Here is a 23,674-nt window from a genome sequence, read left to right on the forward strand (position 1 = left end):
AAATTTATGGCTTCAGCAGCGGAACAACTGGCTTCGAACCTGAATTTTTCGACCTTCGCTAAGGCGGAGGATCTGAAAAAGCGTCTCTGGTTTACTCTTGCCGCACTTCTCGTCTATCGTCTCGGCACCCATATTCCGCTTCCGGGCCTGAACCCTGAAGCCTATGCGCAGGCCTTCCGTGGCCAGGCCAACGGTATTCTCGGTCTTTTCAACATGTTTGCGGGTGGGGCTGTCGAGCGCATGGCGATTTTCGCCCTCGGCATCATGCCTTACATCTCCGCTTCGATCATCGTGCAGCTTATGACCTCGGTCGTGCCTTCGCTCGAAGCGTTGAAGAAGGAAGGCGAAGCCGGCCGCAAGATCATCAACCAGTACACCCGTTACGGCACGGTGCTGCTCGGCACGCTGCAGGCCTATGGCATTGCGGTCGGCCTCGAAAGCGGTAACGGCCTTGTCGTTGATCCGGGCTGGTTCTTCCGCATTTCCACCGTCATCACGCTGCTTGGCGGCACGATGTTCCTGATGTGGCTCGGCGAACAGATCACCTCGCGCGGTATCGGCAACGGTATTTCGCTGATCATCTTCGCGGGCATTGCCGCCGGTCTGCCCAAGGCCCTGGCCGGCACGCTGGAACTCGGCCGCACCGGTGCGCTTTCGACCCCGCTCATCCTGACGGTCGTCGTCGTTGCAATCGGCGTCATTGCCCTCATCGTCTTCGTGGAGCGTGCGCAGCGCCGTCTGTTGATCCAATATCCGAAGCGACAGGTCGGGAACCGCATGTTCCAAGGCGATACCTCGCACCTGCCGCTGAAGCTTAACACGGCCGGCGTCATTCCTGCGATCTTCGCATCGTCGCTGCTGCTTCTGCCGGCAACGGCTGCAGGCTTTGCGGGTAACACCAACCTGCCGACCTGGGCGACCTCGATCATCGCCTCGCTGCAGCATGGCCAGCCGCTGTTCATGGCGCTTTATGGCCTGCTGATTGCTTTCTTCGCCTTCTTCTACACGGCGATCGTATTCAATCCGAAGGATACGGCTGACAATCTCAAGAAGCATGGCGGCTTCATTCCGGGCATCCGTCCGGGCGAGCGCACTGCGGAGTACATTGATTACGTTCTGACCCGCATCACTGTGGTCGGCGCGATTTATCTGGTCTTCGTCTGTATCCTTCCTGAGACACTTATCGCACGTACGGGCATTCCATTAGCCCTTGGTGGTACTTCGCTTTTGATCGTTGTCAGTGTAACTCTGGATACGGTTGCGCAGATTCAGGGTCACCTGATCGCCCAGCAGTATGAAGGTCTGATCAAGAAGTCGAAGTTGCGTGGAGGAAAGAGGGGACGATGAGACTGATATTTTTGGGTCCGCCGGGTGCGGGCAAGGGAACCCAGGCCAAGCGGCTTACTGACAAGTACGGGATCCCCCAGCTTTCAACCGGTGACATGCTGCGCGCTGCGGTCAGCGCGGGCACCGAAATCGGCAAGCGCGCCAAGGCCGTCATGGACGCCGGCGGGCTGGTATCCGACGATATCGTCAATCAGATCGTTTCCGAACGTATCGAAGCTCCTGACTGTGCCAAGGGCTTCATTCTCGACGGTTATCCGCGCACCGTTCCGCAGGCGAAGGCGCTTGCCGACAACATGCGCAAGAAGAACCTGGTGCTCGACGCCGTCATCGAACTCAAGGTGGACGAAGAGGCTCTGATTCGCCGAATCGAAAATCGCGTGGCTGAAACCATTGCCGCCGGCGGTACTGTTCGCTCTGACGATAATCCGGAAGCTTTCCGCAAGCGCCTGACGGAATATCGCGAAAAGACTGCGCCGCTGTCCGCTTATTACAGCGAACAGGGCGAACTGGTGACGCTGGATGGCATGGCAGATGTCGATGCCGTCACCGAGGCCATCGAGCGCGTTCTCGAGAAAGCCTCTGCCTGATCGAAGGAATGAATGGGCGAGGACTGCGTTCTTGCCCATCTTCCTTTTCGAAAGGCGGCTGATCCCTTGGATCGCAAAAGAATCTTGGCGGAGCCGGTTGCTTTTTTGCGCTGATTCCGTTAAACACCGCGCCAACTCGCGACATCCCAAGCGACTGGCGCGGATTTCCCTTAGGGAAGGGAGATCCGGGTTCGGTCGTTTTGACTTGTCACGGACATCAATTTGAACTGGCGGTCTTGTCGGCCGCTCGAATGGAATCACCACTTGCCGGATGGCAACTGGAACCAAGGAGAAAAGACGTGGCACGTATCGCTGGCGTCAACATCCCGACTGCGAAGCGCGTTGTTATTGCGCTGACCTACATTCACGGGATTGGTCCGAAATTCGCGCAGGAAATCATGGACAAGGTCGGTCTTCCGGCTGACAAGCGCGTTCATCAGCTGACGGATGCTGAAGTTCTTCAGATCCGCGAAGCCATCGACCGCGACTACCAGGTCGAAGGCGACCTGCGTCGCGAAACGTCGATGAACATCAAGCGTCTGATGGACCTCGGTTGCTATCGCGGCCTGCGTCACCGTCGTGGCCTTCCGGTCCGCGGTCAGCGCACGCACACCAACGCCCGCACCCGCAAGGGTCCGGCGAAGGCTATCGCTGGTAAGAAGAAGTAATTTTCCGGTTCTCCGGAAAGGGGAGGCTGGTGCAGTCCGCGCCAGCCTTTCTGAGTTTGGCGAAAAGCTCGGTTACGGGCTGATTGCCGGTGTAGCCGCTGGTGTTACGGCGGTGAAGAGATCAATGAAAGGTATAAAATGGCCAAGGAAGCCGCACGCGTCCGTCGTCGCGAACGCAAAAATATCACGTCTGGCGTCGCGCACGTCAATTCGACCTTCAACAACACGATGATCACCATCACCGACGCGCAGGGCAATGCTATTGCCTGGTCGTCCGCTGGTGCCAAGGGCTTCAAGGGTTCGCGTAAGTCGACCCCGTTCGCTGCCCAGATCGCTGCTGAAGATTGCGCGAAGAAGGCTCAGGAACACGGCATGAAGTCGCTTGAAGTTGAAGTTTGCGGTCCGGGTTCCGGCCGTGAATCGGCACTTCGCGCCCTGCAGGCTGCCGGTTTCATGATCACTTCCATTCGCGACGTGACGCCGATCCCGCACAACGGTTGCCGTCCGCGCAAGAAGCGCCGCGTCTGACGCGACCGTGGTTCGGAAATTCCGCCTTACCTCAGGTCTGGCGGAATTTTCGTGTATCTGGCGTGTGCGCGTCGATTTCGATCGGCGGACTTGCGCTCAAGAACCCACCGATGAACCGCTGAATTTGGTTCCTCTCGGTGTTTTCATGCTCGGTCCGTCACGATTGGATGGTGGCGGCGAACGGAAGGTTTAAAGATGATTCAGAAGAACTGGCAGGAACTTATCAAGCCGAACAAGGTCGAGTTCACCTCGTCCAGCCGCACCAAGGCAACGCTCGTTGCCGAGCCGCTGGAGCGTGGTTTCGGTCTTACCCTCGGCAACGCGCTGCGTCGCGTTCTGTTGTCTTCTCTGCGCGGTGCCGCTGTTACGGCCGTGCAGATCGACGGTGTCCTGCACGAATTCTCCTCCATCCCCGGCGTTCGGGAAGATGTGACGGATATCGTGCTCAACATCAAGGAAATCGCCATCAAGATGGATGGCGACGATTCCAAGCGCATGGTCGTGCGCAAGCAGGGCCCGGGTGCCGTGACCGCTGGTGACATCCAGACGGTTGGTGACATCGAGATCCTGAACCCCGACCACGTGATCTGCACGCTCGACGATGGCGCTGAAATCCGCATGGAATTCACCGTCAACAACGGCAAGGGTTACGTACCGGCTGAGCGCAACCGCGCGGAAGATGCCCCGATTGGCCTCATTCCGGTGGACAGCCTCTATTCTCCGGTCAAGAAAGTGTCCTACAAGGTTGAAAACACCCGTGAAGGCCAGGTTCTCGACTATGACAAGCTGATCATGACGATCGAGACCAACGGTTCGGTTTCCGGCGAAGACGCCGTTGCCTTCGCCGCTCGCATTCTTCAGGACCAGCTGGGCGTCTTCGTCAACTTCGACGAGCCGCAGAAGGAAGCAGAAGAAGAATCGGTTACGGAACTCGCGTTCAACCCGGCGCTTCTCAAGAAGGTCGACGAGCTCGAGCTGTCGGTTCGTTCGGCAAACTGCCTGAAGAACGACAACATCGTTTACATCGGCGACCTGATCCAGAAGACCGAAGCCGAAATGCTCCGCACGCCGAACTTTGGTCGCAAGTCGCTGAACGAAATCAAGGAAGTTCTCGCTTCCATGGGTCTGCACCTCGGCATGGAAGTGCCGGCATGGCCGCCTGAGAACATCGAAGATCTCGCAAAGCGTTACGAAGACCAGTACTAACAAACAAGAAGGCAGACCTCAAAGACTGCCTTTCCCCGTCAAACAGCAGGTAAGTCACCTGCATGTGCCAGGAAACGGCAGGCCTTAAAGAAGGAACCTGCGTAGAAGGAGAATAGCAATGCGCCACGGTAATTCAGGCCGCAAGCTCAATAGAACCGCCAGCCACCGCAAGGCAATGTTTGCCAACATGGCTGCTTCGCTCATCACCCATGAGCAGATCGTCACCACCCTTCCGAAGGCGAAGGAAATTCGCCCGATCGTTGAGAAGCTCGTCACTCTCGGCAAGCGCGGCGACCTGCACGCTCGTCGTCAGGCGATTTCGCAGATCAAGGATCAGGACGCCGTTCGCAAGCTGTTCGACGCGATCGCAGCACGTTACGCAAACCGCAACGGCGGCTACCTGCGTATCATGAAGGCAGGCTTCCGCCAGGGCGACAATGCCGCTCTCGCTGTCATCGAATTCGTCGAGCGCGACGTTGACGCCAAGGGCGCAGCCGACAAGGCTCGCGTTGCCGCTGAAGCTGCTGCTGCCGAAGCTGCATAAGGTTTGACGCCGTTCAGGCGTCATGAGTTAAAAAGCCGGGCGAGTGATCGCCCGGCTTTTTTGTTTGCGTTGTTTTCTGTGTTTAAGGCTCTCGACCGGGCGAATATTGGCTGATTTGACGAATAAGATCGGCGAGTGGCGCCATCAGGGCGACACGGTCCGAAGCATGATGGGCCAGCCAAAGCTTTTGCAGGTCTTCTTCATTGATCTCGCCATTCTCAATGTGTTCGAGAAGCTTTGATAGTGCGTGCCGATGAGCGCTGTTCATCGTCCGGGCAATATCAGTGGGGGCGAGAGCCATCCCAATTGCCATGATGCTGAAAATCTCTGAAACAGCCGCTTGACTGGAGCCGGCAATTTTAGGGCGTTGCGAGGTTTTCGGGTTTCGGTCCGTCGGTTTCATGTTTTTGACGGGCGTTGCTGTGCATTGCCAACGGCGCGTTTTCCCCGCTTCCGCGCCATGATCGATGGCCGCACCAGCCGATAGCCCAACAGCACCACCATCGTGCTGATATAGAACACCGGCTCCAGCGTGATCGACTTTCGTGCCAGCACGAAATGCAGGACGCCGACGATGAGCACGAGATAGACGAGTTTATGCAGCGTGTTCCAGCGGCTCCCGAGTTTGCGGATCGACCAGCGGTTGGAAGTGAGCGCCAGGGGCAGGAGCATGACGAGCCCCGCCATGCCGAACATGATATAGGGCCGTTTCAGGATATCACCGGCGATGGAACTGAAGACGAGGCCACGGTCCAGCACCAGATAGACGGTAAAGTGCGCCAATACGTAATAAAAGGCAATCAGACCCAGCGCCCGACGATAGGCGATGAGGTTGATGTTGAAGAGATCGCGTAGCGGCGTCACCAGCAGGCCTAGACAGAGGAAGCGAAGCGCCCAGATGCCGAGGAAGTGTTCGAAATCCTTGACCGGGTTGAAGCCGAGGCCTCCGGTTGCGGCGAGGTAGAAATACCAGACGCCGGGAGCAAGGCCGATGACATACAGCGACCAGATGGCCGCCGGTTGGTAACGCTTCGGCAGAGAGGGTAAGGTGAAGGCGAAAGCCATGGTCAATAATTCGCCTTCAGGTCCATGCCGGCGTAGAGGCTCGCTACTTCATCGTAGCCATTGAACATCAGGGTAGGGCGGTTCTGGGTGCCAAAGAAGCCGCCTTCGCCGATGCGCTGCTCCGTCGCCTGGCTCCAGCGGGGATGGTCCACATGTGGATTGACGTTGGAATAGAAGCCGTATTCGCGGGCGTTGGAATTTTTCCAGGTCGTTTCCGGTTGTTTCTCGACAAGCGAAATGCGGACGATGGATTTGATGCCCTTGAAGCCGTACTTCCACGGCACGACAAGCCGGATCGGTGCGCCGTTCTGGTTCGGCAACGTCTCGCCATAAAGGCCGACGGCAAGGATGGTCAGGGGATGGCGGGCTTCATCGAGGCGCAAACCTTCGACATAGGGCCATGACAGGGGCTGGAACAGGCCGCTCTGTCCGGGCATTTCCTCTGGCCGCACCACGGTCTCGAAGGAAACATATTTCGCGCTGCCCAGCGGTTCGACCTTGCCGAGCAGGCTTGCAAGTGGGAAGCCGATCCATGGAATGACCATCGACCAGCCTTCGACGCAGCGCATGCGGTAGGTGCGTTCCTCAAGCTGATATTTCATCAGCTCTTCGATGCCGAATTCCTGTGGCTTGGAAACGAGGCCATCCATTTTCACGGTCCAGGGGGTGGGTTTGAATTTGCCGGAATTTTCCTTGGGGTCGGATTTGCCGACGCCGAATTCGTAGAAGTTGTTGTAGCTGGTGACGGCATCAAGCGGCGTGAGTTTTTCATCCAGCTTGTAAGCGCCGGGTTTCGCCGCGAGCGGAGCGGCAACCGCCTCACGGCCCGCAAGCCCTATTGCCGCAAGGCCCGCCGCTGTGCCGAGGAAGCCGCGTCTGGAAAGGTAGATGTTTTTCGGCGTGATTTCGCTTGCCGAAATATGGGGCGGACGATAGGCGGGCATTGGAACCTCCACAAAAGCCGGGTGCATCGGCGATAAATCGATTATGATAGCCAATACGGCCGCTGCACAGATATGTTTCAGTCTGCTGCGGAAAAACAGCGCCGGGCAGACGGAAATCGCGCATTTGTGATAGGCCGTCGTCCGCTCGCCCGCGTTAAGGGAAAGGCGTACCGTACCGAACCGTACTGTTTTGCCCTAAGGTGACAGTGACAGCGCTTGCGGTTTGCGTTAGAAACACCGCAAAATAGGGCAGAGGCAGCTTCCACCGCGTTGCGGGCAGGCGCGCTTCGCCCCGAGATTGAGGAAAACACCATGCCAGCCTATCGCTCAAGAACGACAACCCACGGCCGCAACATGGCGGGCGCGCGCGGCCTTTGGCGCGCCACCGGCATGAAGGACAGCGATTTCGGCAAGCCGATCATCGCTGTCGTCAATTCCTTCACGCAGTTTGTGCCCGGCCACGTCCACCTCAAGGATCTCGGCCAGCTGGTTGCCCGTGAAATCGAGGCGGCCGGCGGTGTTGCCAAGGAATTCAACACCATCGCGGTCGATGACGGCATCGCCATGGGCCATGACGGCATGCTTTATTCGCTGCCCTCGCGCGAGATCATTGCTGACTCGGTCGAATATATGGTCAATGCCCATTGCGCCGATGCCATGGTGTGCATTTCCAACTGCGACAAGATCACCCCCGGAATGTTGAATGCTGCCATGCGCCTCAACATCCCCGCCGTCTTCGTGTCCGGTGGTCCGATGGAAGCGGGCAAGGTTGTCCTGCATGGCAAAACCGTCGCGCTCGATCTGGTCGACGCCATGGTGGCTGCCGCCGATGACAAGATTTCTGACGAGGACGTCAAGGTTATCGAGCGATCTGCCTGCCCGACCTGCGGTTCCTGTTCCGGCATGTTCACCGCCAATTCGATGAACTGTCTGACCGAGGCGCTCGGCTTGTCTCTGCCCGGTAACGGCTCGACGCTTGCCACCCATTCGGATCGCAAGCGACTGTTCGTCGAGGCCGGTCATCTGATCGTCGATCTGGCCCGCCGTTATTACGAGCAGGAAGACGAAACCGTTCTGCCGCGGACCATCGCCAACAAGGCGGCGTTTGAAAACGCCATGTCGCTGGATATCGCCATGGGCGGCTCCACCAACACGGTGCTGCATATCCTCGCTGCCGCGCACGAGGGCGGGGTGGATTTCACCATGGAAGACATCGACCGTCTTTCCCGCAAGGTTCCGTGCCTTTCGAAAGTCGCGCCCGCCAAGCAGGACGTTCACATGGAAGACGTTCACCGCGCGGGTGGCATCATGCGCATTCTTGGCGAGTTGGAGCGCGGCGGTCTGATCAACCGCGATACCTATACGGTGCATGAAGCGACGCTGGGTGACGCCATCGACCGTTGGGACATCACCCGCACCAACAGCGAGACGGTGCGTGAATTCTTCAAGGCGGCCCCCGGCGGCGTGCCGACGCAGGTTGCCTTCAGCCAGTCCTCGCGCTGGGACGATCTGGATACCGACAGCGACAATGGCGTCATTCGCTCGGTCGAGAAACCATTCTCCAAGGATGGTGGTCTTGCCGTGCTTTACGGCAACATCGCGCTCGACGGCTGTATCGTGAAGACGGCAGGTGTTGATGAGTCCATTCTGAAATTCAACGGCCCGGCGGTCGTTTACGAAAGCCAGGACGCGGCGGTTAAGGGCATTCTCGGCAACGAGGTCAAGGCGGGCGACGTCGTCGTCATCCGTTATGAAGGTCCTAAGGGCGGCCCGGGCATGCAGGAAATGCTCTATCCGACCAGCTACCTGAAATCCAAGGGCCTCGGCAAAGCCTGCGCGCTGATCACCGACGGTCGCTTCTCTGGTGGCACGTCAGGCCTTTCCATCGGCCACGCCTCGCCGGAAGCGGCACAGGGCGGCGCCATCGGCCTCGTGCGTCAGGGTGACCTGATCGAGATCGACATTCCGAACCGCACGATCAACCTGAAGGTTTCCGACGCGGAACTGGCCTCGCGCCGGGCCGAGCAGGAAGAGAAGGGTTGGAAGCCGGAAGCACCGCGCAAGCGCAATGTCACGACGGCGCTGAAGGCCTATGCGGCCTTTGCGTCGAGCGCAGACAAGGGCGCTGTGCGGATATTGCCGGAGTAATCCTGTCGCAGAGTGGGTTGGAAGGTTAAGCCTGATGCGTCGCTTTCTTCCCGGAGTGCTCGAAGAGCAATACAAGCACGCTTCGTCACCCCGGAACCGATCCGGGGTCCGGCGCGATCAAGTCCTCGATCGCAAGAGACTCTTCGCGCGGCGCAGACGCGCCGTGCCGGCTACCGGATAAAGTCCGGCATGATGGAGGAGAAAGCTATCCACCTCCATTTTAAATTGAGCCGCTCTCTGAGCGGCTTTTTGCTGTCTGAATTTGGAGTGAATTCGGCTCACAAACAGATTCAATTACTTCTCGGGATGATTCCTGTTATCCCTTCAACGTTTTGTTTTTCCACCGTAAATGCGGAGCTGACTGCAGATTTTTTCTGGCGTGGCAGTCACATTGGAGTGATGTTCGTCCAGCGACCCTTTTCCAGAAAGCAGCGATGCCTAACTTCATCACTATGAAAAGACGAACCGCACTCGCCCTCATTGCGTCGCTACCCTTCGCCTCACTTGCCCGTGCCCAGAGCGCCGGGAACAACGTCCGTTTCGATCCGTTCCTGCGGGAGGCGGATGCGTTTTCCAGTCTCAAGACCGTCATCGTCAGCATCGATGGCGAGGAGATCGCTAGCCGCGCCTATCATGGTGCCGGTTTGAACGGCTCCACCAATATCAAATCGGCCTCAAAATCGATCATCTCCGCGTTGGTCGGCATGGCGATCGACCGCAAGATTCTCCAAGGTGCGGACCAGCCGATCGCGACCATTCTGCGCGGTGAATTTCCGCAAAATCCTGATCCCCGGCTGGAGCGGATCACCGTTGGTAACCTCCTGTCAATGCAATCCGGTCTGGAGCGCATGTCCGGGCCGAATTACGGCCGTTGGGTCGCCAGCCGCAACTGGGTGCGGATGGCCTTGGAGTCGGGTTTCGCAGGAGAGCCCGGCGGCGGCATGCTTTATTCCACGGCGTCGACACATCTGCTGTCGGCGATATTGACGAAGGCATCCGGCCGTTCGACGCTTTCTCTCGCCCGAGACTGGTTTCGGCCCCTGGAAGGGTTTTCCATCGGCGGCTGGGAGCGCGATCCGCAGGGCATCTATCTCGGCGGCAACCAGATGGCGATGACCGCGCGGTCGCTGCTGGCCTTCGGTGAGCTTTACCGCAGGGGCGGCGTGACACCCGGTGGTGAGCGGTTGATTTCACAGGGATGGATCGAGCAATCATGGCGACAGCGCACCAATTCCGTCTTCAACGGCGACGGTTACGGTTATTGCTGGTTCATCAGGGAGATGGCGGGCGAGACGGTCTATTATGCCTGGGGTTATGGCGGGCAGATGCTGTACATCGCGCCGGCAAAACGACTGTCTGTCGTGATGACCTCCCGTGAAGACGCGCCATCGGCCCGAACCGGTTATCGCGACCAGTTGCATGGCCTCATGGAGAACGTCATCCGCGCGGTGTGATCGGGTCAGAGCGGCCGGTTGATGCTCTGAAACGCCTCTCCGAGACGTTTCATGCGCTCCTCATAGGCGCCGGTAAGGCAGGCAACGTCGGCTGCACATTCCTGGCGCTTCTTCAGCCACTGGCTCTGCTCGTCGCGCAACGTGTCGCGGGCACCCATGGCCATCAGCTGGGTTAGGATATCGAAGGTGGTGGCCATCTTCACGTCCTGATCGTTCAGGGCGCGGTTGTCGCAGATGGCCTTTTCATCCGCTGCGAGATCGGATTTCGTGCAGTCGAAACTTGCAGCACCGGCCGTTGAGAGGAGCGAGGAAGCAAAAAGGATGCCGCAGGCGAGGAGGGGCTTTTTCAAATGCATGGCTTGTCTCTGTTGAGGACTGCTGGTGCGGATGAAACCAAAATACGCCTTTGCTGGTTCCATCAGCGGAAGCCGCCGTGCCTGAAACCCACGGTCATCATCTTGCCGCTCTTTGCTTTACAGGCTTTGACGTTATAACTCCATCATACTGATGACGATGAGGAATCACATGCGAAGCGTGTTGAAGTATCTGTCCACCGGCTTTCTCGCCGCGCTCATTCTCCTGCCAGCGGGTGCCCGGGCGCAGGACAACAGGACCGTGCCGTCCAGCCACACGGAAATGCAGCTTTCCTTCGCGCCGCTGGTCAAGCGCACCGCCGGCGCGGTGGTGTATGTCTATGCCGAACGCATCGTGCAGCGGCGGTTGTCGCCCTTCGCCGGTGATCCCTTCTTCGAACAGTTTTTCGGGCAGCAAATGCCGAACCGCACGGAAAAGCAGTCGTCGCTCGGTTCAGGCGTCATCGTCACAGCCGGCGGTCTCGTGGTGACCAACAATCATGTCATTGACGGTGCTGACGACATCAAGGTGGCGCTTGCGGATGGGCGCGAATTTTCCTCCAAGGTTCTCATGAAAGATGACCGGGTCGATCTTGCCGTGCTGCAGATCGACGCCAAGGAGCAGTTCCCGGTGCTGCCGCTCGGCAATTCGGACAAGATCGAAGTCGGCGATCTGGTGCTGGCGATCGGTAACCCCTTCGGCGTCGGTCAGACGGTGACGAGCGGCATCGTCTCGGGCCTTGCCCGCAACCAGGTGACGCAGGGCGATTTCGGCTTCTTCATCCAGACCGACGCCTCCATCAACCCGGGCAACTCCGGCGGCGCGCTGATGAATATGGCTGGCGAGCTGATCGGCATCAACACTGCCATCTTCTCCAAGGGCGGCGGCTCGAACGGCATCGGTTTCGCTATTCCGGCCAATCTGGTCCGGGTTTTTGTGGCTGCTGCTGAACGGGGCGATGCGAACTTCCAGCGGCCCTATATTGGCGCGACCTTCGATCCCGTCACTTCGGATGTCGCGGAGGCGCTTGGCCTGCATCGCGCCCGGGGAGCGCTGGTCGTCAGCGTTGTCAAAGGCAGCCCCGCGGAAAAGGCCGGCATAGAGCCGGGCCAGGTGGTGACTGCGGTCAACGGATTGGAGGTGGAGCATCCCGATGCGCTCGGTTACCGCCTGACCACGGCCGGCATAGGCAAATCTGCTGAACTGACCGTCATGGACAAGGGCAAGGAAAAGAAGCTGACGATTGCACTTGACATTGCGCCCGAAACCGCTCCCCGCGACGAACGGCTGATCGAAGGCCGCAATCCGTTCGCCGGCGCGACCGTTGCCAATCTTTCGCCGAAGCTTGCTGACGAATTGCGCATGCCCTCGCAGGTCACGGGTGTCGTCATCACCGATGTGAAGCGTGGCTCGCCGGCTTATCGTGTCGGTTTTCTGCCGAAAGATGTGATCCTTTCATTGAACGGCGCAGATATCGGCTCCACGGCCGCTGTCGAAAAGGCGCTGGATGACAATCCTGGTTTCTGGCGGGTGGAAATCCTGCGTGACGGGCAGCGTATCCGGCAGTTCCTCCGATGAGCGACGATCTCTTCGCCCCGCAAGTGCCGGTGGAGGTCGCCAACCGGCGGCCTCTCGCCGATCGCCTGCGCCCGAAGACGCTGGCGGAAGTAAGCGGGCAGCCGCATCTGACGGGCGAGGAGGGCGTTCTGCGCCGCATGATCGATAGCGGCTCGCTGGGCTCGATGATCTTCTGGGGGCCGCCCGGCACTGGCAAGACGACGGTCGCCCGCCTGCTTTCCGGCGAGGCGGGGCTGGCTTTCGAACAGATATCAGCGATCTTTTCCGGCGTCGCCGATCTCAAGAAGGTTTTCGAAGCGGCACGTGCAAGGCGCATGAACGGTCGCCAGACCCTGCTTTTCGTCGACGAAATTCACCGTTTCAACCGTGCGCAACAGGACAGTTTTCTGCCTGTCATGGAGGACGGCACCATTATTTTGGTGGGTGCGACTACCGAAAATCCCTCGTTCGAACTGAATGCCGCTCTGTTGTCGCGGGCCCGTGTCCTGACATTTCGATCGCATGACGAGGACAGTCTCAGCGAGCTTCTGAAGCGCGCGGAGGAGGCGGAGCAGAAGCCCCTGCCACTGACGGAGGATGCACGCGCAAGCCTGATCCGCATGGCCGATGGCGACGGTCGCGCGGTGTTGACGCTTGCCGAAGAAGTCTGGCGCGCGGCGCGGAAAGATGAAACCTTCGACACGGAAGGGCTCACGCGCATCGTGCAACGCCGTGCGCCCGTCTACGACAAGAGCCAGGACGGCCACTACAATCTCATTTCCGCGCTGCATAAGTCGGTGCGTGGATCGGACCCGGATGCCGCACTTTATTATCTCGCCCGCATGTTCGATGCCGGCGAGGATCCGCTCTATATCGGCCGGCGGCTGGTGCGCATGGCGGTGGAAGATATCGGCCTTGCAGATCCGCAGGCGCTCGCCGTCTGCAATGCTGCCAAGGATGCCTATGATTATCTTGGTTCACCGGAGGGTGAACTTGCGCTGGCGCAGGCCTGCGTCTACCTCGCCACTGCTCCGAAATCGAATGCCGTCTATACGGCCTTCAAGGCCGCGATGCGCGCCGCGAAGGAAAATGGCTCGCTTGTTCCGCCCAAACACATCCTGAATGCACCGACCAAGCTGATGAAGGGCGAGGGATATGGTGACGGCTATCGTTACGATCATGACGAGCCGGACGCTTTTTCGGGGCAGGATTACTTCCCGGAAAAAATGGGGCGGACCACCTTTTACGATCCACCGGACAGAGGTTTCGAACGCGAAATCCGCAAACGTCTCGACTGGTGGGCGAAACTGCGTCGCGAGCGGGAATCGCGTTAGCCCTCATCTTCACAAAATGATTCAGGCACTTGCCAAAAAGAGTCGCGAAACTGCGCTATCGCATTGTTTTTTCGAATAAGTCAGGATGCCTTGCGCTGAGGCGCGGCCTGCGGCTGCGCCGGCAGCATCTTGACCGATGATTCCGCCAGGCCGTTATGCCCGTCGGCATCGATCACCAGATGCCAGTGCATCGTTTCGGGGATGGCGATCCGGATTGGCGACTTTTTCGCGACGCCGCCAAGATATTTGAAATCGAGCAATTCGGTGAAGCGCTGGAAATTCGCGCCCGTCATCAACCGGACATTGTTGATGGCCGAGAGAGATACTTCAATGATCGTGCCCGCCCGCAATTCCTTCAGGTCATAATGCGTGTAGCGGAAATTCGGCCGTGCCATCGCGCGCCTCCAAGTACCGGTATTGTGGCAAAAGAGGATAGGGAGGCAGGGTTAACGCTGCCTTTAAATTCGTACGGTTTTCATCGAATTACTGGCTGTCCCGCCGGCGGCCAATGGCGATGGTGAGTATTTCAGGCCGTGTTCGACGCCCGTGAAGATAATACCAACGTATAATGGGCGTATTTAATCATAATAAATTTTTTCCCCTTAGCATCGGCTGGTCGAAGTGCACTCATCGGCGTTGGGGGGAATATGAAAAACGTCACTATATCTATGCGCCTATATGCGCTCGTCGCATTGTTTCTGGCAATCCTGACCGCAGCGCTGACATTCAGCCTGTTCGAAACCTTTGGCGAGATGGAACGCGAGCGCAAAGCCGGGCTTGCGGCGATGAACGAAACGGCCGTCGCTATTCTCGATCAATATTATCGCCTGGAACAAAGCGGCAGCTTGACGCGGGAGGCGGCACAGCAGCAGGCCAAGGTCACAATCGCGGCCATGCGGTATGGCAACGGCAGCGGTTATTTCTGGATCAACGATATGCACCCCAAAATGGTGATGCATCCGATCAAGCCGGAAATGAACGGAACCGATCTTACCGCCAACAAGGACCCGAACGGCAAGGCGCTGTTCGTTGAGTTCGTGAATACGGTCAAGGCGGGCGGTCAGGGTTTTGTCGATTATTACTGGCCGAAACCGGGTGCCCCGGAGCCGGTGGAGAAATTCTCCCATGTCGCCGGTTTCGCACCCTGGGGCTGGATCGTGGGTACGGGCGTTTACGTCGACGACCTCGAAGCGGTGTTCTGGAGCGACGCGTATTTCAACATCGGCCTGTGCATCTTGTCCGGCCTTGTCGTCATTGCCGTGGCCGCCGCCGTCGTGCGTGGCGTCACTCGGCCGATCGATCTCATCCGGCAGAGCATGAAGCAGATCGCCGATGGCGACGGCACGGCCGAAATCCGCTTCGCCGATCGCCGGAACGAAATCGGCGCGATTGCCAAGACATTGCTGGTGCTGCGTGACAGCGTCAATGAGCGCAGCGCCCTGCAGGCGCGTGAGGCCGACCAGCAGCGGGCGCTGGAGGAAGCGCGTCGGGGCAACGAGATGGTCCTTCGTTCCGCATCCGAGCGGCAGGCCCATGCCATGGAGCGTCTGGGGGAGGCGCTCGAGGCGCTTGCCAATGGGGATCTGACTGTGTCGCTGACAGATATCGGCGACGACTACGAAAAGCTACGCACGGACTTCAATCGGGCCGTGGGTGCGCTCCATAGCGCCATCGAAGCGATTTCCCGGACCGGTCATGTCGTCAATGACAGCGCTGCCGATATCAGCGGCGCGACCGGCAATCTCTCGCGCCGGACCGAACAGCAGGCGGCGGCGCTGGAGGAAACGGCCGCAGCGCTTGACGAGATCACCGCCACGGTGCGCACCGCATCCGAACGGGCCAATGAGGCGCGGCAGATGGTGCAGGACACGAAAAGCAGCGCCGGCCGCTCAGGCGAGATCGTGCGCAACGCGGTCGATGCCATGGGCCGCATCGAGGAATCGTCAAAGCGGATCGGACAGATCATTTCCGTCATCGACGAGATCGCTTTCCAGACCAACCTGCTGGCGCTGAATGCCGGCGTGGAAGCGGCGCGGGCCGGCGAGGCCGGACGTGGTTTCGCCGTGGTGGCGCAGGAGGTGCGCGAACTGGCGCAACGCTCCGCCAATGCCGCCAAGGAGATCAAGACCCTCATCAATCGCTCGGCGGAGGAGGTCGGCGGCGGCGTCGCACTCGTCCGCTCCACGGGCGATGCACTGGAAGAAATCGTGGCGCTCGTAAACCGGGTCGAAGGTCACGTGAATTCCATCGCCACTGCGGCGCGGGAGCAGGCCACCGGCCTCCAGGAGATCAACACCTCCGTTAATCACATGGACCAGATGACACAGCAAAACGCGGCCATGGTGGAAGAAACGACCGCCGCCAGCCAGACGCTCGCCGAGGAAAGCCGCCAGTTGCGCTCGCTTCTGTCGCGCTTCGAACTTGGACATGATGCCGAGCGCGAGGTTTCGCGGGCAGCCTGACTTCAGGCGTCTCGATCTGATGAAGGGCGCGGTTCCGGCTGCGCCCTTTGTCTTGGGCTATCAGAACCAGCCATTCGTTATTTCCCGCAACCAATAAGGTTTCGTTTACCTCATTTCTTTAAAATTTGACCTGTATTGCCGCGGATTGCGGCCGCTGAAGGTACAGGTTCTCGTATGGCGTATGTTTCCCTTCCGCGTCGTCTTGTGACGTTGCTGATGATTTCCACGGTCATGGTGTCGTGTTCGGCGGAGGGCCTCGTGCCACCGGCGGAGGTGGACGGCACCACACGCGTGAGTGCAATCCGTTCCTCGCGGAAACAGGGCTACAGCGCGCCGGCAGGTGCCTTCCATCAGGTTGAGCGGGCCGGACAGAGCAACGATTATCCCACGGCCATATCGCAGCCGATGCCGGAGCCTTATGCTTCGCAGGATCCGCTGCTGCAAACGCGCCAGGCAGGGCAGGGTTATTCCACCCTCGACGCACAGCATCAGGCACGCATGGCGGCTGGCGGTCATGGCAATCTGCCGGTGCAGGCGACGCAAAGCCAGAAGATGCCCCCGCAGCAAATGGCCAGCAGCCAGATTGCCGAGGGCGAAGGCGGCGTGAACATGGATTCCATGCTCGGCGTGGAGCCGGTGCGGGGACTGGCGGAGGAGCAGGATGCCGAAATCGCCGAGGGGGCTTCGGCCCAGCCGGTGGTGGACGGCATCGGCACCGACAATCCGGTTGCGGTTTCTCCGGCGCGGCGCCAGTCCGGGCTCATTCCGCCGCCGCCACCCGGATCGTCCTCCCGCCGCCAGCCGGTGGAAGAGGTGGCCATGCTCATGCCGAATGATCCGACCGTTCGCGGCGGACTTCAGAGCGACCGGTCCATGCCGCCCGGCATCATGCCGTCTTCGGAGGTTGCGTGCCGCGCCGAGCTTCGCCGTCTGGGTGTCGCTTTTCGCGACGTCGCCCGTATTGCCGACGGGCCGACCTGCGGCATCGATTACCCGATCGAACTCAGCGGTCTCGCCAGCGGCGTCGCAGTTCGTCCGGCGGTGAAGCTGAATTGCCAGGTTACGCTTGCCTTTGCGAAATGGGTGAAGTTCGAACTCGTACCGTCCTCGCGTTTCCGCTATCTCTCCGGCGTCGGCCGCATAACGCCGATGGGGGGTTACTCCTGCCGCAAGATGAATTCCCGTTCCAGCAATCCGTGGTCGGAACATGCGCGGGGCAACGCCATCGATATCGGCACCATCACGCTGAAGAACGGCAAGGAAATCGATGTCCGCAAGAAGAGTTTCTTCGCTTTCCGCGAAAAGGCACTGCTGAAGGCCGTCAGATCGGATAGCTGCAAATATTTCTCCACCGTTCTCGGGCCGGGCAGTGATCCCAACCACTGGAACCATTTTCACTTCGACCTGCGTACCCGCAAGTCAGGTTACAGGCATTGCGATTAAGTCGCGCCGTTGGAGGTTGGCGGCTGAGTTTGAAAGCGTCTCCTCCGTCATGCTCGGGCCTGTCCCGAGCATCTGCAACGCCGCTATTGGCGATACGTCGGCAGATCCTTGGCACAAGGCCGAGGATGACGTCGAACACTGAGTGTGGCTTGTCATAGGGCTGCCGCCGATGACATAGGCCAGGATTTTTGGATATGGTCGGAATGACGAAGCTTGAGGATGTTTCGCTGCCGCTAGCTCGATAATCGCCCGCCACATTCCCACAAAAAAAGACCGGCCCGAAGGCCGGTTGAAGAAGACAGCCTTATCGGGGGGATATCGGCGTCTTTGCAAGGGCATGAAATGGGAAGCGATCCCACAGAACGGTCCATCCGGCGCGGATTTGCGGCAAAAGACGTCACGCCGTACTGACCTGCGGCCAACATGGCTTGCCGCCCTTTTCTGATACGCTATGAGCGTCACATGTTTGTGACAACGGCCTTCGGGAGCCTGCCTTCATGCCCCCAGTTTCAGAGATAATGATCTTCGCTGCGGCACTTGCTGCTGCGGGTGTGGTTGCAGGCCTTCTGGCCGGCCTGTTCGGTATCGGCGGCGGCGCGGTGCTGGTGCCGGTTTTTTACCAGGTCTTCGGACTACTGGATGTGCCTGAGGCGGTGCGCATGCATCTTTCGCTCGGAACATCTCTCGCCATTATCGTGCCGACGTCCATCCGCTCGTTCCTGACGCATCGCCAGAAGGGCGCCGTCGATATCGAGCTTCTGAAAGGCTGGGTCGTCGCCGTGCCGCTTGGCACCGTTCTCGCCTCTATCGTTGCAGCCTATGCCTCGAGTGTGGCGCTGCGCCTGATCTTTGCCTTCATCGCGCTCGCGCTTGCCTTCCGGATGATCTTCAACCGGGCGAGCTGGCATCTCGGTTCCGATCTGCCGCCAAACCCGGCCCGTTTTCTGGTGGGCACCGGCATCGGGCTGTTTTCCGGGCTGATGGGCGTGGGCGGCGGGGTGATGAATAACACCTTCATGACGCTTTACGGGCGCAGCATTCATCAGGCGGTTGCCACCTCTTCCGGTGTCGGCGTGTTGATTTCGCTGCCGGGCCTTGCGGGTTACATCTGGGCCGGCTGGGGCGATGCGGGGCTGCCACCATTTTCCACCGGCTTCATCAACTGGATCGCCGTGGTGCTCCTGATCCCCATTACTCTTGTCGTCGCACCCTATGGTGCACGGCTGGCGCATGCGCTCAGCAAGAAGCAGCTGGAGCGGGCCTTCGGCGCGTTTCTGGTTTTCGTCGCAGCGCAGTTTTTCTATAGCGTCTACGGCTGATTTTCCGCTCCCGCCGAACGCAGTGTTCAGTCCGCCGGGCTGGCATTTGCAACCTCTGCGGTCTATATGGCGTTCATCTTACTCGGTTTTTCGAAAGAATTCGCCATGAATGCCATTGTTTCGATACGGAATCTGACCAAATCCTACGCAAATGGCTTCCAGGCGCTCAAAGGTGTCAGCCTCGATATCCGGGAGGGGGAGATACTCGCTCTTCTCGGTCCCAATGGCGCCGGCAAGACGACACTGATCTCGATCATCTGCGGTCTCGTCAATCCGGGTGACGGTTCGGTGCTGGTTGGCGGGCACGATGTGGTGAAGGATTTTCGCCAGACCCGCGCCCTCATCGGCCTCGTGCCGCAGGAACTGACGACTGACCAGTTCGAGACGGTTTGGAACACCGTCAGCTTTTCGCGCGGACTGCACGGACAGAAGAAGAATCCGGAGCTGATCGAACGCATCCTCAAATCCCTGTCGCTCTGGAACAAGAAGGACAACATGCTGCGGGAGCTTTCCGGCGGCATGAAGCGGCGTGTGCTGATTGCCAAGGCGCTGGCGCACGAGCCGAAGGTCCTGTTTCTCGATGAGCCGACGGCGGGCGTGGATGTGACCCTGCGCCGCGACATGTGGAATGTGGTCTCCGAGCTGCGCGCCAAGGGCGTCACCATCATTCTCACCACGCATTACATCGAGGAGGCGGAAGAAATCGCCGACCGGGTGGGTGTCATCAATGGTGGCGAATTGCTGCTGGTGGAAGAAAAGACGGCATTGATGAAGAAACTCGGCCGCAAGCAGCTTTTTCTTGAGCTTTCCCAGCCGGTGGAGACTTTGCCGGAAAGTCTCGCGCCCTTCGGCCTCACGCTTTCCGAAGATGGCTGCACCATCACCTATGAAATCGAGGATAATGGCGAGCAGGGACGCATTGCCGATGTTCTGAGCGCGCTTTTCGCCGCCAACATCCATTTCAAGGATATTTCCACGCGGCAGAGTTCGCTCGAAGATATCTTCGTTTCGCTGGTGGGAGGCCAGAAATGAATTTCGAAGCCATCAAGTCCATCTACCTGTTCGAAATGGCGCGCACCCGCCGCACCCTGCTGCAAAGCGTGGTCTCTCCGGTCATTTCCACCTCGCTCTATTTTATCGTGTTCGGCACAGCGATCGGTTCGCGGATTCAGGAGGTTGGTGGGGTTTCCTATGGCGCTTTCATAACGCCCGGCCTCATCATGCTGACGCTTCTGACGCAGTGCATCGGCAACGGCTCCTTCGGCATCTACTTCCCGAAATTCACCGGCACCATCTATGAAATCCTCTCCGCACCGGTGGCGATGACGGAAATCCTTGTCGGCTATGTCGGAGCGGCGGCGACAAAGGGGCTGATGATCGGTACGATCATCCTGATAACCGCGTCGTTCTTCGTGGATATCAGCATCGCCCATCCGTTCATGATGATCCTGTTTTTTGTGCTGACGGCTGTGAGTTTCAGCCTGTTCGGCTTCATCATCGGCATCTGGGCAACGAATTTCGAGCAGTTGAACCTCATTCCCATGCTGGTGGTGCCGCCGCTGACCTTCCTCGGCGGCAGCTTCTATTCCATCGACATGCTGCCGCCCTTCTGGCAGACGGTCAGCCACTTCAATCCGGTGCTTTATCTCATCAGCGGCTTCCGCTGGAGTTTCTACGAGATCGCTGACGTCAATCCCGTCATCAGCCTGGCGATGATCACGCTGTTTCTGGCGCTATGCCTCGGCGTTGTCGGCTGGATGTTCAAGACAGGGTATCGGCTGCGCAACTGATCAGAAACGCTTTCCTGAAAATTGGACGCCCGGTCTGCGCCGGGCGTTCTCGTATTCAAAGCACAACGCGAGCGCAGGTCAGGCGACCTGCTTCTGCGCCACTTCCTCGACAACCTCACCCTTGAGATAGGAAACGAGGTCCTTGATCGTCACGACCAGCAGGCCGTGGCGCTCGGCGAAGACTTCGAGCTGGGGCAGGCGGGCCATGGTGCCGTCGTCATTGGCGATTTCGCATATCGTGCCGGAGGGAAATTTCCCGGCGAGACGGCAGAGATCAACGGCGGCTTCGGTATGGCCCGTGCGTCCGAGAACGCCCTGCGGGTGGGCGCGCAGCGGGAAGATATGGCCCGGGCGAGCGAAATCTTCGGGGCGCGAGCCTTCCGATACCAGCGCGCGCACGGTCTTTGCGCGGTCGGCGGCGGAAATGCCCGTCGTGGTGCCGGGAATGTAATCCACCGATACGGTGAAGGCCGTCTTGAGGGATTCGGTATTGCGCGACACCATCAGCGGGATGTCGAGCGCGTCGAGGCGCTCTCCGGGCATGGCCACGCAGATCAGCCCGCGTGCATGGTTCATCATGAAGGCGATCTGCTGGGGAGTGATGCTGTCGGAGGCGGCGATGATATCGCCTTCGTTTTCGCGGTCTTCGTCGTCAACCACAATCACCATCTCGCCGCGGGAAATGGCGTTAATGGCGTCTTCAATTCTGGCAACTGTCATTCTATTTCAAGCCTTTCAAGGGTTATGCCGTTTTGCGGCATTTTCGCGCTTCGAGAAGCGCCAAATATCCCTTGGGCGAACAATGCAATACGAAGCCCGCTAACGCGCAGGCGTCCCATGCCTTGTCCTCTTTCATCCGGACTATACCGTCGGCTCCGGCCTCTCACCGGATCTGCTGACCTTCCGGCTTTGGAAACCGGAAGCGCTCGCGGGCTCCGGGAAAGTCCCGATACCGCCGGTGGGGAATTGCGCCCCGCCCTGAGAACAGCAACAACTTAAATTATCAAATGCGAGGGAATCAAGGGGCAATGGCCCGCCGCAGCCCTTGTGCGTGAAAAGAATATCCCGATTGCAGACGCTACGAGGAATTTCCTTTCCGGTACCAAGACGTGAGAAAACTCCCCGAAATGAATCTCGAGGGGGCAGTGCTCACCGATCCCGCAACCGCAATTCGTCGGTCTGCATCTGCAGCGAACCAAGCGTCGACAAAAAGCTCATGCCAAGCAGGCTCTGGCCCAATTGGCCATCCTGGGCGACGAGGGCGGGGATGTTGCGCCGCACGATCGGGCCAATGCTGATTTCCGACAGCGTGACGGGTGCTGCTGCCGTGCGGCCATTGGCGGTCATTACCGGTACGGTATAGCGAAGATTTGTGGTGTCGATGCCGATTGCGGTCGCATCCGCATTTGCGAGCACCACGGAGCTGGCGCCTGTATCGACCAGCATGTGGATCGTCCTGCCCTCAATCCCGACATTCGCTTCAAAGTGGCCGCTCATGGATTTGTGCAGCACGATTTCCTGCTCGCCTGCCGATGTCGTCACCACGACGGCGCGGCCGGGCATCAGACCGCCGAGCAGCCGGTCGCCGAAGGATTGCAGGTCATAGCGATAGAGATAGAGCGAGACGAGGCCGAGGATGATGACGAGCCAGACGGCGAGCTGCCGGATGACGGTGCCGAAGTTGCCGCGTCTTCCCGCCAGAATGCCGGCCGACAGCAGCCCTGCGATGGGCAGAAGATAAAGGACCTGGGCAAACTGATCATTATCGATGCCGAGCGTTCGGCCACCATTGTGATTAACGACGAGCAGGCCAAGGCCGACGGCCAGCAGAAGGAGAACGATGGTCAGTCTGTTCATGCGGTATGTGTCTCCTTGGCGGACTCGGACAGATTTGCCAATCTTTGCGGCAGCGCGCGCATGATCGAGCGGCGCGTCTCGTCGCTATAACCCGTCCAGCCGCCGATTTCATCCAGCGTGCGGCCGCAGCCTATGCAGAGAGTGTGGGTCGTTTCGAGGCGACAGATCTGGACGCAGGGTGTTTCCATGGTGATCTATATCAGGCCCTCATGCCGCAAGGGCAAGTGCGACGAGAATCACGATCTCCGTGATCTGCTGGCAAGCCCCAATGGTATCCCCGGTATGGCCGCCAATCTTCCTCTCGCACAGCCTGCCGAACAGCATGGCCGCGATGACCGCCACCGCCAGCACAAGCGCGATCTCAAACAGTGGCAGCGCGTGCAGCGTGAACAATATGAAGAGAAGAAGCCCGGCGGCCAGCGCGATGTTGCGCTCGCTTTCTCCGGGCTGGCCGGCATTGACCGCGATGCCGGAGGTCTTGGCGGCGGGCAGGGACTGCCAGTGCCACACCATCAGCGCGCGGCTCGTGACAAGCGCTGCAATCAGGCAGGCGGCAGCGGTTTTGCCCGGCAGGGTTTCGATCAGCGAGGCGAGTGCAGTGGCGCGGAGCGCGAAGGAAAGAACCATGGCAATGGTGCCATAACTGCCGATACGGCTGTCCTTCATAATTTCAAGCATACGCGCCTTGTCCCTGCCGCTGCCGAAACCGTCGGCCATGTCGGCAAGCCCGTCCTCATGCAGCGCGCCTGTCATGAGCGCCGTCAGGCCGATGGCGAGCCACCCGGTGAGCTGCGGAGAGGCATCGAAGCGAGCAAACACGACAACCAGGAAAGCGGCGGGCAGGGCGATCAGCAGTCCCGCGGCGGGGAAGGCACGGGCGGCCCGGCCCATCGACACGCCCGAGTCGCCTTCGAAGAATCGCGAAGGGACGGGCAGGCGGCTCAGAAAGGCGAGGGAATGCATGACATCTGTTATAAAATCCCGGGCCTTCATGCTCTCTCCGTTGCAGTCGCTGCATTTCCGGTTGTTCCGCGGCGCATCCGCTATTATGAGAGGCGCAACAAAGA

The 23,674-nt window shown here is 59.4% G+C and carries 24 protein-coding genes and 1 riboswitch; of the genes, 15 read left to right on the forward strand and 9 right to left on the reverse strand.

Annotated elements, in window-relative coordinates; translation table 11 throughout:
* Positions 1-6: 6 nt before the first annotated feature.
* The 6 genes from secY (at position 7) to rplQ (ending at position 4,880) form a co-directional block, all read left to right on the forward strand.
* The gene (gene secY, locus BLU28_RS06610) at positions 7-1,347 is read left to right on the forward strand and encodes a preprotein translocase subunit SecY (protein ID WP_004442582.1); all 1,341 of its coding nucleotides are present in this window, start codon (positions 7-9) and stop codon (positions 1,345-1,347) included.
* The gene (locus tag BLU28_RS06615) at positions 1,344-1,934 is read left to right on the forward strand and encodes an adenylate kinase (protein WP_003507790.1); all 591 of its coding nucleotides are present in this window, start codon (positions 1,344-1,346) and stop codon (positions 1,932-1,934) included. The genes secY and BLU28_RS06615 overlap by 4 nt, the downstream gene beginning before the upstream one ends.
* A 299-nt stretch (positions 1,935-2,233) precedes the next feature.
* The gene (gene rpsM, locus BLU28_RS06620; protein ID WP_003516122.1) at positions 2,234-2,602 is read left to right on the forward strand and encodes a 30S ribosomal protein S13; all 369 of its coding nucleotides are present in this window, start codon (positions 2,234-2,236) and stop codon (positions 2,600-2,602) included.
* Between the two features lie 138 nt (positions 2,603-2,740).
* On the forward strand, positions 2,741-3,130 hold the full coding sequence (gene rpsK / locus BLU28_RS06625; RefSeq protein WP_003495225.1) for a 30S ribosomal protein S11: 390 nt from the start codon (positions 2,741-2,743) through the stop codon (positions 3,128-3,130).
* A 195-nt stretch (positions 3,131-3,325) separates the two neighbouring features.
* Positions 3,326-4,336 (forward strand): DNA-directed RNA polymerase subunit alpha, encoded by a 1,011-nt coding sequence (locus BLU28_RS06630; protein WP_003495228.1) that lies wholly within the window; start codon positions 3,326-3,328, stop codon positions 4,334-4,336.
* Between the two features lie 118 nt (positions 4,337-4,454).
* The gene (rplQ, locus tag BLU28_RS06635; RefSeq protein ID WP_003521014.1) at positions 4,455-4,880 is read left to right on the forward strand and encodes a 50S ribosomal protein L17; all 426 of its coding nucleotides are present in this window, start codon (positions 4,455-4,457) and stop codon (positions 4,878-4,880) included.
* Positions 4,881-4,962: 82 nt separating this feature from the next.
* Here the strand turns inward: rplQ and BLU28_RS25900 are convergent, their stop codons facing one another.
* The 3 genes from BLU28_RS25900 to msrP are packed head-to-tail and all read right to left on the reverse strand — an operon-like array spanning position 4,963 to position 6,889.
* Positions 4,963-5,283: a hypothetical protein gene (locus BLU28_RS25900; RefSeq protein WP_135855888.1), complete on the reverse strand. Its 321-nt coding sequence runs from the start codon at positions 5,281-5,283 to the stop codon at positions 4,963-4,965.
* Positions 5,280-5,945, reverse strand: a complete 666-nt coding sequence (gene msrQ / locus BLU28_RS06640; protein ID WP_077986233.1) for a protein-methionine-sulfoxide reductase heme-binding subunit MsrQ — start codon at positions 5,943-5,945, stop codon at positions 5,280-5,282. The genes BLU28_RS25900 and msrQ overlap by 4 nt, the downstream gene beginning before the upstream one ends.
* Positions 5,946-5,947: 2 nt before the next feature.
* Entirely contained in the window at positions 5,948-6,889 is a 942-nt protein-coding gene (msrP, locus tag BLU28_RS06645) for a protein-methionine-sulfoxide reductase catalytic subunit MsrP (protein WP_060942383.1), read from the reverse strand.
* Positions 6,890-7,201: 312 nt separating this feature from the next.
* Here msrP and ilvD point away from each other — a divergent pair, with 312 nt between their 5' ends.
* Positions 7,202-9,037 carry a dihydroxy-acid dehydratase gene (gene ilvD, locus BLU28_RS06650; RefSeq protein ID WP_006697627.1) on the forward strand — a complete coding sequence of 612 codons (1,836 nt, stop codon included), beginning with the start codon at positions 7,202-7,204 and terminating at the stop codon, positions 9,035-9,037.
* Positions 9,038-9,489: 452 nt separating this feature from the next.
* Positions 9,490-10,491 carry a serine hydrolase domain-containing protein gene (locus tag BLU28_RS06655; RefSeq protein WP_077986232.1) on the forward strand — a complete coding sequence of 334 codons (1,002 nt, stop codon included), beginning with the start codon at positions 9,490-9,492 and terminating at the stop codon, positions 10,489-10,491.
* A 5-nt stretch (positions 10,492-10,496) separates the two neighbouring features.
* On the opposite strand, the gene BLU28_RS06660 is transcribed toward BLU28_RS06655, so the two are convergent.
* On the reverse strand, positions 10,497-10,847 hold the full coding sequence (locus BLU28_RS06660) for a lysozyme inhibitor LprI family protein (protein WP_004442563.1): 351 nt from the start codon (positions 10,845-10,847) through the stop codon (positions 10,497-10,499).
* Positions 10,848-11,016: 169 nt separating this feature from the next.
* Here BLU28_RS06660 and BLU28_RS06665 point away from each other — a divergent pair, with 169 nt between their 5' ends.
* Together BLU28_RS06665 and BLU28_RS06670 are read left to right on the forward strand one after the other, a co-directional pair.
* On the forward strand, positions 11,017-12,423 hold the full coding sequence (locus BLU28_RS06665) for a DegQ family serine endoprotease (protein WP_077986231.1): 1,407 nt from the start codon (positions 11,017-11,019) through the stop codon (positions 12,421-12,423).
* Positions 12,420-13,736 carry a replication-associated recombination protein A gene (locus BLU28_RS06670; RefSeq protein ID WP_035211375.1) on the forward strand — a complete coding sequence of 439 codons (1,317 nt, stop codon included), beginning with the start codon at positions 12,420-12,422 and terminating at the stop codon, positions 13,734-13,736. Before BLU28_RS06665 ends, BLU28_RS06670 begins: the two co-directional genes overlap by 4 nt.
* 80 nt (positions 13,737-13,816) lie before the next feature.
* On the opposite strand, the gene BLU28_RS06675 is transcribed toward BLU28_RS06670, so the two are convergent.
* Positions 13,817-14,131, reverse strand: a complete 315-nt coding sequence (locus BLU28_RS06675; RefSeq protein WP_004442557.1) for a DUF1883 domain-containing protein — start codon at positions 14,129-14,131, stop codon at positions 13,817-13,819.
* 252 nt (positions 14,132-14,383) lie between these two features.
* Here BLU28_RS06675 and BLU28_RS06680 point away from each other — a divergent pair, with 252 nt between their 5' ends.
* From BLU28_RS06680 to BLU28_RS06705, 5 genes are all read left to right on the forward strand, one after another.
* Positions 14,384-16,198: a methyl-accepting chemotaxis protein gene (locus BLU28_RS06680; RefSeq protein WP_045533818.1), complete on the forward strand. Its 1,815-nt coding sequence runs from the start codon at positions 14,384-14,386 to the stop codon at positions 16,196-16,198.
* Between the two features lie 174 nt (positions 16,199-16,372).
* Positions 16,373-17,641: an extensin-like domain-containing protein gene (locus tag BLU28_RS06685; RefSeq protein WP_092651253.1), complete on the forward strand. Its 1,269-nt coding sequence runs from the start codon at positions 16,373-16,375 to the stop codon at positions 17,639-17,641.
* Positions 17,642-18,138: 497 nt separating this feature from the next.
* On the forward strand, positions 18,139-18,960 hold the full coding sequence (locus tag BLU28_RS06695; protein WP_077986230.1) for a sulfite exporter TauE/SafE family protein: 822 nt from the start codon (positions 18,139-18,141) through the stop codon (positions 18,958-18,960).
* A gap of 105 nt (positions 18,961-19,065) precedes the next feature.
* Complete coding sequence (locus BLU28_RS06700) at positions 19,066-19,992, forward strand: ABC transporter ATP-binding protein (RefSeq protein ID WP_077986243.1); 927 nt, start codon at positions 19,066-19,068, stop codon at positions 19,990-19,992.
* Positions 19,989-20,750, forward strand: a complete 762-nt coding sequence (locus BLU28_RS06705) for an ABC transporter permease (RefSeq protein WP_004442548.1) — start codon at positions 19,989-19,991, stop codon at positions 20,748-20,750. Before BLU28_RS06700 ends, BLU28_RS06705 begins: the two co-directional genes overlap by 4 nt.
* Before the next feature lie 78 nt (positions 20,751-20,828).
* Here the strand turns inward: BLU28_RS06705 and ribB are convergent, their stop codons facing one another.
* The 4 genes from ribB to BLU28_RS06725 all read right to left on the reverse strand — a co-directional run bounded on the left by ribB (position 20,829) and on the right by BLU28_RS06725 (position 23,600).
* Complete coding sequence (ribB, locus tag BLU28_RS06710; protein WP_077986229.1) at positions 20,829-21,470, reverse strand: 3,4-dihydroxy-2-butanone-4-phosphate synthase; 642 nt, start codon at positions 21,468-21,470, stop codon at positions 20,829-20,831.
* A gap of 120 nt (positions 21,471-21,590) precedes the next feature.
* Positions 21,591-21,740: riboswitch (FMN riboswitch) on the reverse strand.
* A 159-nt stretch (positions 21,741-21,899) separates the two neighbouring features.
* Positions 21,900-22,607 carry a TIGR02281 family clan AA aspartic protease gene (locus BLU28_RS06715; RefSeq protein WP_004442546.1) on the reverse strand — a complete coding sequence of 236 codons (708 nt, stop codon included), beginning with the start codon at positions 22,605-22,607 and terminating at the stop codon, positions 21,900-21,902.
* Entirely contained in the window at positions 22,604-22,795 is a 192-nt protein-coding gene (locus BLU28_RS06720; RefSeq protein ID WP_077986228.1) for a DUF1289 domain-containing protein, read from the reverse strand. The genes BLU28_RS06715 and BLU28_RS06720 overlap by 4 nt, the downstream gene beginning before the upstream one ends.
* A gap of 19 nt (positions 22,796-22,814) precedes the next feature.
* Positions 22,815-23,600: an adenosylcobinamide-GDP ribazoletransferase gene (locus tag BLU28_RS06725; protein WP_006697636.1), complete on the reverse strand. Its 786-nt coding sequence runs from the start codon at positions 23,598-23,600 to the stop codon at positions 22,815-22,817.
* Between the last annotated feature and the right edge of the window lie 74 nt (positions 23,601-23,674).

The sequence above is a fragment of the Agrobacterium pusense genome, from assembly GCF_900102105.1.
In the GTDB taxonomy this organism is placed as follows: domain Bacteria; phylum Pseudomonadota; class Alphaproteobacteria; order Rhizobiales; family Rhizobiaceae; genus Agrobacterium; species Agrobacterium pusense.

What these genes read in the sequence shown, in the direction of transcription:
- BLU28_RS06670 (WP_035211375.1), top strand. Translation starts at nt 12,420, where the DNA reads ATGAGCGACGATCTCTTCGCCCCGCAAGTGCCGGTGGAGGTCGCCAAC.
- BLU28_RS06700 (WP_077986243.1), top strand. Translation starts at nt 19,066, where the DNA reads ATGAATGCCATTGTTTCGATACGGAATCTGACCAAATCCTACGCAAAT.
- BLU28_RS06660 (WP_004442563.1), bottom strand. Translation starts at nt 10,847, where the DNA reads ATGCATTTGAAAAAGCCCCTCCTCGCCTGCGGCATCCTTTTTGCTTCC.
- BLU28_RS06675 (WP_004442557.1), bottom strand. Translation starts at nt 14,131, where the DNA reads ATGGCACGGCCGAATTTCCGCTACACGCATTATGACCTGAAGGAATTG.
- ilvD (WP_006697627.1), top strand. Translation starts at nt 7,202, where the DNA reads ATGCCAGCCTATCGCTCAAGAACGACAACCCACGGCCGCAACATGGCG.
- BLU28_RS06705 (WP_004442548.1), top strand. Translation starts at nt 19,989, where the DNA reads ATGAATTTCGAAGCCATCAAGTCCATCTACCTGTTCGAAATGGCGCGC.
- BLU28_RS06715 (WP_004442546.1), bottom strand. Translation starts at nt 22,607, where the DNA reads ATGAACAGACTGACCATCGTTCTCCTTCTGCTGGCCGTCGGCCTTGGC.
- rplQ (WP_003521014.1), top strand. Translation starts at nt 4,455, where the DNA reads ATGCGCCACGGTAATTCAGGCCGCAAGCTCAATAGAACCGCCAGCCAC.
- BLU28_RS06685 (WP_092651253.1), top strand. Translation starts at nt 16,373, where the DNA reads ATGGCGTATGTTTCCCTTCCGCGTCGTCTTGTGACGTTGCTGATGATT.
- BLU28_RS06615 (WP_003507790.1), top strand. Translation starts at nt 1,344, where the DNA reads ATGAGACTGATATTTTTGGGTCCGCCGGGTGCGGGCAAGGGAACCCAG.
- rpsK (WP_003495225.1), top strand. Translation starts at nt 2,741, where the DNA reads ATGGCCAAGGAAGCCGCACGCGTCCGTCGTCGCGAACGCAAAAATATC.
- BLU28_RS06665 (WP_077986231.1), top strand. Translation starts at nt 11,017, where the DNA reads ATGCGAAGCGTGTTGAAGTATCTGTCCACCGGCTTTCTCGCCGCGCTC.
- BLU28_RS06655 (WP_077986232.1), top strand. Translation starts at nt 9,490, where the DNA reads ATGAAAAGACGAACCGCACTCGCCCTCATTGCGTCGCTACCCTTCGCC.
- BLU28_RS06695 (WP_077986230.1), top strand. Translation starts at nt 18,139, where the DNA reads ATGCCCCCAGTTTCAGAGATAATGATCTTCGCTGCGGCACTTGCTGCT.
- BLU28_RS06725 (WP_006697636.1), bottom strand. Translation starts at nt 23,600, where the DNA reads ATGAAGGCCCGGGATTTTATAACAGATGTCATGCATTCCCTCGCCTTT.
- BLU28_RS06630 (WP_003495228.1), top strand. Translation starts at nt 3,326, where the DNA reads ATGATTCAGAAGAACTGGCAGGAACTTATCAAGCCGAACAAGGTCGAG.
- msrP (WP_060942383.1), bottom strand. Translation starts at nt 6,889, where the DNA reads ATGCCCGCCTATCGTCCGCCCCATATTTCGGCAAGCGAAATCACGCCG.
- BLU28_RS25900 (WP_135855888.1), bottom strand. Translation starts at nt 5,283, where the DNA reads ATGAAACCGACGGACCGAAACCCGAAAACCTCGCAACGCCCTAAAATT.
- secY (WP_004442582.1), top strand. Translation starts at nt 7, where the DNA reads ATGGCTTCAGCAGCGGAACAACTGGCTTCGAACCTGAATTTTTCGACC.
- BLU28_RS06720 (WP_077986228.1), bottom strand. Translation starts at nt 22,795, where the DNA reads ATGGAAACACCCTGCGTCCAGATCTGTCGCCTCGAAACGACCCACACT.
- msrQ (WP_077986233.1), bottom strand. Translation starts at nt 5,945, where the DNA reads ATGGCTTTCGCCTTCACCTTACCCTCTCTGCCGAAGCGTTACCAACCG.
- ribB (WP_077986229.1), bottom strand. Translation starts at nt 21,470, where the DNA reads ATGACAGTTGCCAGAATTGAAGACGCCATTAACGCCATTTCCCGCGGC.
- BLU28_RS06680 (WP_045533818.1), top strand. Translation starts at nt 14,384, where the DNA reads ATGAAAAACGTCACTATATCTATGCGCCTATATGCGCTCGTCGCATTG.